This is a genomic window from Candidatus Synechococcus spongiarum, from assembly GCF_900047545.1.
GTDB classification, from domain to species: domain Bacteria; phylum Cyanobacteriota; class Cyanobacteriia; order PCC-6307; family Cyanobiaceae; genus Synechococcus_B; species Synechococcus_B spongiarum_C.
Genome location: NZ_FITM01000049.1, coordinates 1 through 7,554 on the forward strand (window position 1 = coordinate 1; position 7,554 = coordinate 7,554).

6 protein-coding genes are annotated in these 7,554 nt (G+C 58.7%); 2 read left to right on the plus strand and 4 right to left on the minus strand.

The window, feature by feature from the left end; translation table 11 throughout:
* Positions 1-440: 440 nt before the first annotated feature.
* On the minus strand, positions 441-1,871 hold the full coding sequence (locus tag FLM9_RS01910) for a class II fumarate hydratase (protein ID WP_074457003.1): 1,431 nt from the start codon (positions 1,869-1,871) through the stop codon (positions 441-443).
* On the minus strand, positions 1,864-2,583 hold the full coding sequence (gene bioD, locus FLM9_RS01915) for a dethiobiotin synthase (protein WP_074457004.1): 720 nt from the start codon (positions 2,581-2,583) through the stop codon (positions 1,864-1,866). Before bioD ends, FLM9_RS01910 begins: the two co-directional genes overlap by 8 nt.
* 23 nt (positions 2,584-2,606) lie before the next feature.
* Between bioD and FLM9_RS01920 the strand changes: the two genes are divergently transcribed.
* Positions 2,607-5,843, plus strand: coding sequence for a type ISP restriction/modification enzyme (locus tag FLM9_RS01920; protein WP_074457005.1), 3,237 nt, complete (start codon positions 2,607-2,609; stop codon positions 5,841-5,843).
* Here the strand turns inward: FLM9_RS01920 and FLM9_RS01925 are convergent.
* Complete coding sequence (locus FLM9_RS01925) at positions 5,840-6,190, minus strand: hypothetical protein (protein ID WP_074457007.1); 351 nt, start codon at positions 6,188-6,190, stop codon at positions 5,840-5,842. The genes FLM9_RS01920 and FLM9_RS01925 overlap by 4 nt on opposite strands.
* 17 nt (positions 6,191-6,207) lie before the next feature.
* Complete coding sequence (locus tag FLM9_RS01930) at positions 6,208-6,693, minus strand: pentapeptide repeat-containing protein (protein WP_074457008.1); 486 nt, start codon at positions 6,691-6,693, stop codon at positions 6,208-6,210.
* A gap of 138 nt (positions 6,694-6,831) precedes the next feature.
* On the opposite strand from FLM9_RS01930, the gene FLM9_RS01935 reads away from it, so the two are divergent.
* Entirely contained in the window at positions 6,832-7,218 is a 387-nt protein-coding gene (locus FLM9_RS01935; protein ID WP_081340122.1) for a YraN family protein, read from the plus strand.
* Positions 7,219-7,554 lie beyond the last annotated feature (336 nt).

The window sequence follows — 7,554 nt, forward strand, 5'->3', positions numbered from 1 at the left end:
ACTGAACTAAGGCAAGAGCACCTCACCCTGAGGTCCCCTTATCCGGAATTCGGGTTATTGTTGGTTGTGGCAAAGGCTGTTAAGCCCAGATCCACGCCTATGGCTTTGCCGTTGGGCGGAAGTTCAGGGTGTTCAACCTCCACCATGAAACTGGCGAAGTAGCGGCCTACGCAGTCCTTAATAATGGTCACACTGCTGGGCGGAGTCGGGAGGTTTCAGTTCAGGTAACAGGGATAGACCCTACCTTGGTGAGCTTGAGAGTCTCGCCTTCAACTTTCTGGTGCAGATGGGGTTTGAGAGCGGTTTGAGGGTTCCCGCCCTGTGATGCCTGCTCTTGAATACTAGCAGACTGACCCCGCCCTTTAGGGCGGGGCTTATATCCCTGGACAGCCTTGGTCAGCAGCAGTTTGACCCAATTCAGGGGACAACGCACAACTTGCCTACCCATACAAATGCTCTGAATCGTTGTTCTGCAGGTCGGGATGCGCCATGGCTCGGGGATTCACCACCTGGTCAAAACGTTCTGCCGTGATGACACCCAGGCTCAGGGCAGCGTCCCGCAAGCTGAGTTGGTGGGCATGGGCATGGAGCGCCACCCGGGCGGCGGCGTCATAGCCGATTTCCGGTGCCAAAGCTGTCACCAGCATCAAGGAACGATCCCGCAAATTGCCGATGTGTTCCCCATCCACCTCCAGCCCCTCCACCAGGTGAACCCGCAGGGAACGGCAGCAATCCCGTAACAGGGCCGTGGCCCGCAGGAGGTTGAAGCCCAGCAGTGGTTTATAGACGTTCATCTGCAAATGCCCCCCGCAGCCCGCCATGGTGACCGCACTGCTCTGGCCCAGCACCTGCACGGTGGCCATGGCCACGGCTTCGCACTGGGTGGGATTCACCTTGCCGGGCATGATGGAACTGCCTGGTTCGTTGGCGGGGAGCCGCAATTCACCAAAACCAGACCGGGGACCAGAGGCCAGCAGCCGGATGTCGTTGACGATTTTGTGCAGCCCCATGGCCAGTTGGCCAATGCGGTCCATCAGGTCCACCAGGGCGTCGTGACAGCCCATCACCGCAAAGCGATTGGGGGCCACGTGCCAGTTGTGCCCGCTCCCCTGGCGCAGGTGCTCACACACCAGTTCCCCAAAGCCCGTTGGCGCCCCCAGGCCCGTCCCCACCGCCGTGCCACCCAGGGGTAAGGCGTGGAGTCCGGCGAGGGAGTCTCGCAACCGCCGCTCGGCATCATGCAACTGGGCTGCCCAGCCCCCCACCTCCTGGGCCACCGTCAGCGGCACCGCGTCCTGAAGGTGGGTACGGCCAATTTTCACCACGTCCGTCCACTGGGCCGCCTTGCCCGTCAAGGCGGTGATCAGTTCCCCCAAGCTGGGCAACAACTGCTGCTGCACACCGTCTGCTGCCGCCAAGTGAACGGCAGCTGGGAACACGTCATTGGTGGACTGGGAGCGGTTCACGTGATCGTTGGGATGGACGGGCCGTTTCTGGCCCCGCTGCCCCCCCCCCAATTCCGAAGCCCGATTGGCGATCACCTCGTTGACGTTCATGTTGGTCTGGGTGCCGCTGCCGCTCTGCCACACACTGAGGGGAAAGTGATCATCAAAACCGCCAGCCAGCACCTCGTCACAGGCGGCCACAATCCAGCCGCAACGCTGTTCGTCCAGCACGCTAAGCCGGGCGTTGCTGAGGGCCGCCGCCCTCTTGATGCGCCCCAGGGCGTGGATGATCTCCATGGGCATCCGCTCCGGGCCGATGGCAAAGCTGCGGATGGCCCGCTGGGTCTGGGCGCCCCAATAGTGGCGGGCCGCCACGGTGACCGGCCCCAGACTATCGGTTTCCAAACGGGAGGAATCATCAGCCATGGGGAGGGGATGGTGTTGCCGGCCACCAGCTTGCCATGCCGCTGTTGCGCCACACCTGGTCCAGCACCCCCGGATCCAGCTTGGGGAGGCGGGGCACATGGCCCAGGAGACGGGTGCGACCCAATTGGGGCAGCACAGTGGCGTTATCGGCAAAGCCGTCCCCGTTGAGTACCAGCCCCAACACTGGGACGCGGCGCCGGCGCAGGGCCTCCAGACTCAGCAAGGTGTGGTTGATGGTGCCCAGCCCCGCCCGGGCCACCAGCACCACCGGCAGCGCCCATTCCGCCATCACGTCAATCTGCAACAGGTGTCGGGTGACGGGCACCAGCAGACCCCCTGCCAACTCCACCACCAGCGCCCTGTCCGGCTCGTCTTCCGGTGGCCAGAGGCGCTGGCGCTCCAGAACAATTCCCTCCTGCTCAGCCGCCCAGTGGGGCGACGCGGGATGCTGAAGGCCATAGGCCTCCGGCAGGATGGCGCTATTGGGGCAACTGCTGAGGGTCTGCACCTGCTGGCTGTCGCTGGACTCTGCACTCAGAGGTGGCAGTCCGGCCTGAATGGGTTTCCAATAACGGGCCGCCAAGGCCCGCACCAGCATGGCCGAGATCAGGGTCTTGCCCACCCCCGTGTCCGTACCCGCCACCACCAGCCGGCGCGGCAGGGCCGTGGCGGTGGCGTCTGAGCGGGATGGAGAGGGGATGGGTGGCAGCATGGGAGTAATCAGGAAGCCGTTCCATGCTGAACAATCGTGCCGCTGCGGCAGCATTGCGGTCTTATGGCGAAGCAATTCAAGCTGTCCGAGCCCGTGGCAAGGCCACAGAGCACAGCTATCGCTTGCCGCTCCAACACCTGCTGGAGCGCCTAGGGGGGAACCTGTCTGTTCTCAATGAACCCAAACAGGTGGCTTGCGGCGCCCCGGATCTGGTTGTGGAGCGTGGCGGGGTGACCGTTGGTTACGTGGAGTGCAAGGATGTAGATATTGCCCTGGATCAGGTTGAAGCGACCGAGCAGCTTGAGCGCTATCGGCACGGCCTGGCCAATTTGATCCTGACCAACCATCTGGAGTTCCGCTGGTATCAGGACGGGCAACAGCGGAGGGAAGTCTGCCTGGGCAATCTGGACAAGCGCGATGTCATCCAGCTCAATCCCGATGCCTTCTCAGGGATACGCGCCTTATTTCAGGACTTTTTTAGCACAGCACCTATGACCATTAGCCGCTCTGAGGAGTTGGCTCAGCGTATGGCCGCCAAGGCCCGCCTCCTGCGGGACACCATAGCCCGCGTCCTGGCACAAGAGAACTGCACAGAACCGTTGCATGAACTCTGGCAGGTCTACCGCCAAGTCTTGATCACAGACCTGTCCGCAGCAGACTTTGCTGATCTACAAGCGCAAACGGCAATCTACGGTCTGTTTGCCGCCCGCTGCGGGCACTTGACAGGAGCACCATTCACACGCCAATCAGCAGTATTCACCAAAACCACACCATTTCTTCAAGACGTATTCGGGCGCATTGCCGGACCTGGTCTTGATCAATCCATAGCCTGGATTGTGGATGATCTGGCCCATCTGCTGGACCAAGCCGATATGACGGCAGTGCTGGAAGATTTTGGGCAACGCAGTCAGCGGGAAGACCCTGTTGTACATTTTTATGAGAATTTTCTGAAAGCTTATGATCCAAAATTACAAGAAATTCGCGGTGTCTATTATACACCTGAGCCTGTAGTCTCTTACATTGTACGCAGTGTAGATCGGCTGCTACAGCGCCAGTTTGAGCTGCCTTCCGGTTTGGCAGAACTGCCAGGCCCCGGCGAAAAGCACCGTGTGTTCATTCTGGATCCTGCTGCCGGCACGGGAACATTTCTTCGGGAAGTGATTGTCCAGATTCGCGCCACCCTGGAGCAGCAAGGTTTGGCTGGAACCTGGCTGGAGTACGTCAATCAGCATTTGCTACCGCGACTGTTTGGATTTGAGTTGCTGATGGCACCCTATGCCATTTGCCATTTGAAATTAGCCCTGGAATTGGGAGATCAAAACCAAGGCCTGAAGCTTGCGCCTGACCAACGCCTGAACGTCTTTCTCACCAATACTTTAGAGGGCGGCCATCAACAGAAGCAAGGTGTCCTCTTGGCCCATGCCATTGCTCGTGAAGCTGCCAGCGCTGATGGGATTAAGCGGGAAAAATCCGTGATGGTGGTGATTGGTAATCCACCTTATTTAGGCCACTCAGCCAATAACAATCTCTGGATCAATCAACTGCTCAGAGGCCAGGGTAATCACTTCTCAAAAGGGAGCTACTTCCATATGGATGGTCAAGATTTGCAGGAGAGAAACACGAAGTGGCTCAATGATGATTACGTAAAATTTATCCGCTTTGCCCAGTGGCGTATTGAGAAAACCGGCGAGGGAATTTTAGCATTTGTGACCAATCACAGTTATCTTGACAATCCCACCTTCCGCGCCATGCGCCGCAGTCTGATGGAGACTTTTGATCAGATCTACCTGCTGGACCTCCATGGCAATACCAGGAGACGGGAGGCTGCCCCGGACGGCAGCAAGGATATGAATGTTTTTGATATCCAGCAGGGTGTTGCCATTGGCTTCTTTGTCAAGCATGGCAAAAACGCCCACAACCTGAGCAAAGGGGTATTTTACGGGGAGCTATGGGGTGAGCGGGAAGCCGGCCCCGGTGGTGGCCAATGTGACGGCAAGTATGGCTGGCTTGCAGCCAATGACGTGGAGACTACACCATGGACACCGCTAACGCCTCAAGCACCCCTCTATCTATTTGTGCCACGGGATCAAACCATTAACAAAGAATATGAAAAATTCTGGTCAATCGTTAATATCTTCTCCCCTGCAAACCCATGTGCAGCTACAGGGATCGTCACCACCCATGACCAACTTGCAATTTCCTGGACGAGCCAAGAGATGATTGATAAGGTAGAGCGCTTTCTGAATACGACATCAGAAAAAGAGGCGCGTCGGATTTGGCGTTTGTGTTCACAAAGCCAATGGCACTACGAACGCGCCAAAAAGGAGCTTGCCAGTGGACTGTGGCGTAGCCAAATTAAATCTATACTCTATCGTCCTTTTGATAAAAGGATAACCGTATTTAATCGCAATATTGCTGTCAACAGGCGCGAGCATGTGATGATGCATATGTTCTCAGGTGCAAATCTTGCTCTTTGCATCGGCCGTGCCGGTCAGGTAACCGGTTCAAGGCAGTGGGATGTTGCGTTTGTCTCCCGCAACCCCACGGATCTTAATCTTTTTCGCCGTGGCGGCAATCTGCTTTTCCCTCTCTATCAGTACTTGACTGAGGAAGATATTAAAGTTAGCTCAACCAGACAACATAACCTCAATCCAGACTTTATCAATGCCAGCTCTGCTGCTTTCAATCTGGAGTTTGTCCCTGACGGGCCAGGAGACCTGACCACTAGCTTTGGCCCGGAGGACATGCTGCACAGCATCTATGCTTTGCTCCATAGCCCGGCCTATCGCCAGCGCTACCGGGATCATTTGAAATCAGACTTCCCCAGCTTGCCTCTCATCAGCAATAGAGTTCTTTTTGCAGCCCTCGTTGACTTGGGCCAACAGTTGGTTGTTCGCCATTGTCTTGAAAGGGAAGATTACGAAGACGCGCCTGAATTTCCCCACCGCGGTGATAATATTATTAAGAGGCTATCTTATACACCACCACAAAATAGCCATCCCGGCCAGGTGTGGATCAACGCCCAACAATGCTTCCACAATGTATCTCCTGAAACCTGGACCTTCAGTATCGGTGGCTACGCCCCTGCCCAAAAGTGGCTCAAAGATCGCAAGGGGCGCCGGCTTTCCTTCTCAGATATTCAGCATTACCGTCGCCTCTGCGCCGCCCTGGCCATAACGCCTCGCCTCATGGCCGCCATTGACGCCGTCATTGACGCCCACGGCGGCTGGCCCTTGGGCACTCAGCGTCACGTTCCCTAGTCCTCGTCCCCCAACAGGGCCTCAAAGAGGCTGTATTGCTCTTGTTCACGGTTCACGTCCCCATTGGCAGGTTGGGCCTGTCCGCCAGCGTCCTCCGCCCGCTGTTGCTCCAGGCTGCGCAGGCGTTCCAAAAGATGGTCGGGGACGTGGCCGTCCGGGCTGGTGTTCATCAACTCCCCGAAGAGATGTTCGGGATCCTGGATTGTTTCCAGAGGGTGCCGGCGCGCCGGTTGCCGCTGGGCCGATTTGTGGTCCGCCGCCTGATCCGCTCTCTGGTCCGGCAGGGGCAGCTTTTGGGGCAATTGCCGCTTCAGGGCCGCGAGACGCTCAAGACTGGTGGGATCCATGGTGTTCAGCGCAGGTGTCAGGTGCAACCAAGGGTATCGCGGGTTGCCTGGCCGGTGATGGGGTTGGTCCCGTCGGCACGGCGGCAGAGGGCCCGCAGTTGATCCTTCCGCAGGATCACGTTGGTGAAGTCCGCACCGGTGATGTCCACGTCTTCAAACCGTGCATTGAAGGCAAAGGCGTCCTCCAGTCGAGCGTCCCGTAAATCTGCCCGCCGCAGGATGCCGGAATCCAGGGTGGCCTCCCGCAGATCGGTGCCCCGCAGGTTGGCGTCTTGCAGCTTGACCCCGAACAAGCTGGCGCCCCGCAGGTCCGCCTCCCCCAGATCCGCCTCCCGCAGGTTGGTTAGGTTGAAGGTGGTGCCCCGCAGATCCTGCCCGTGGAAATCAGCCCCGATGAGGGACTGTTTGGCATAGTCCATGGCGGCCAAGAGGGGTGGCGGCACCACCAGGCTCACTATCAAGGCAAACCCCGCAGCCAACAGACCAGCCAGCAGCAACCCCATCTCCATCCTCCAGCAGGTACCAACCCAGTTTACCGGCCTGGTGGGATTTTTTCTGCCGTTGGTGACAAAGCAGGAAAGATCCGCCCGTCACCGGATGCTAGGGCGGGGGAACCCTGGGACCAGTGTTGTGTAAAAACCATGGGCACGTCTTCCGAGCGGGGACTGGCTGCAGAACAACGGGTTACGACAGTGCTGACGGCTCAGGGCTGGGAGGTTCTGGAACATCGCTGGCGCTGCCGCCATGGGGAGATGGACTTGCTGCTGCACCAGGACGGGCGGCTGTTGATCGTGGAGGTGAAATGCCGCAACGCCGCCAGTGTTGCCTTTGTGGATGGCGCCGGCAACTGTCTCGGCTGGCGGCAACAGCAACGTTTACGACAGGCCTTTGGCCTCTGGCTCCAGGGGTCGCCCCAGTGGAGCCATTGCGGGGTGGCCATGGCCCTGGCAGTGGTGGTTGGTGACCAGATCTTCTGGAATGGGCTTGGGGATTCCATGGCGGAGGGTCCCCACCCATGGGGCGATTAAAATCGTTTGTCCCGTTGCTCAAAGGCTACCCAGGCCTATCTGGGTAGGACCCCTTACTCCCCAATCTAGTGATCAACGACGTGATGTGCCCCCGCCTGGATGGCTACGGATGCCGGCCCGGCTACGGGAGGATGAGCGGTGGCGGTCACCTCGCTGGCGCTTCTCACCGCCCAAGGCATGACCGCAGGCCGCATGGCCGGCTTCGCGGCCGCTTGGATGTATTTCTAGGCTCAGGACCCATAAAATAGGAAGAGACGCCCTTTGGATGGGGGGACCCCCCGAGAGACCTTGAGGAGGAGGAAGGATGGAGGCTTTGTTCTGGCTCTGTGAGGAACA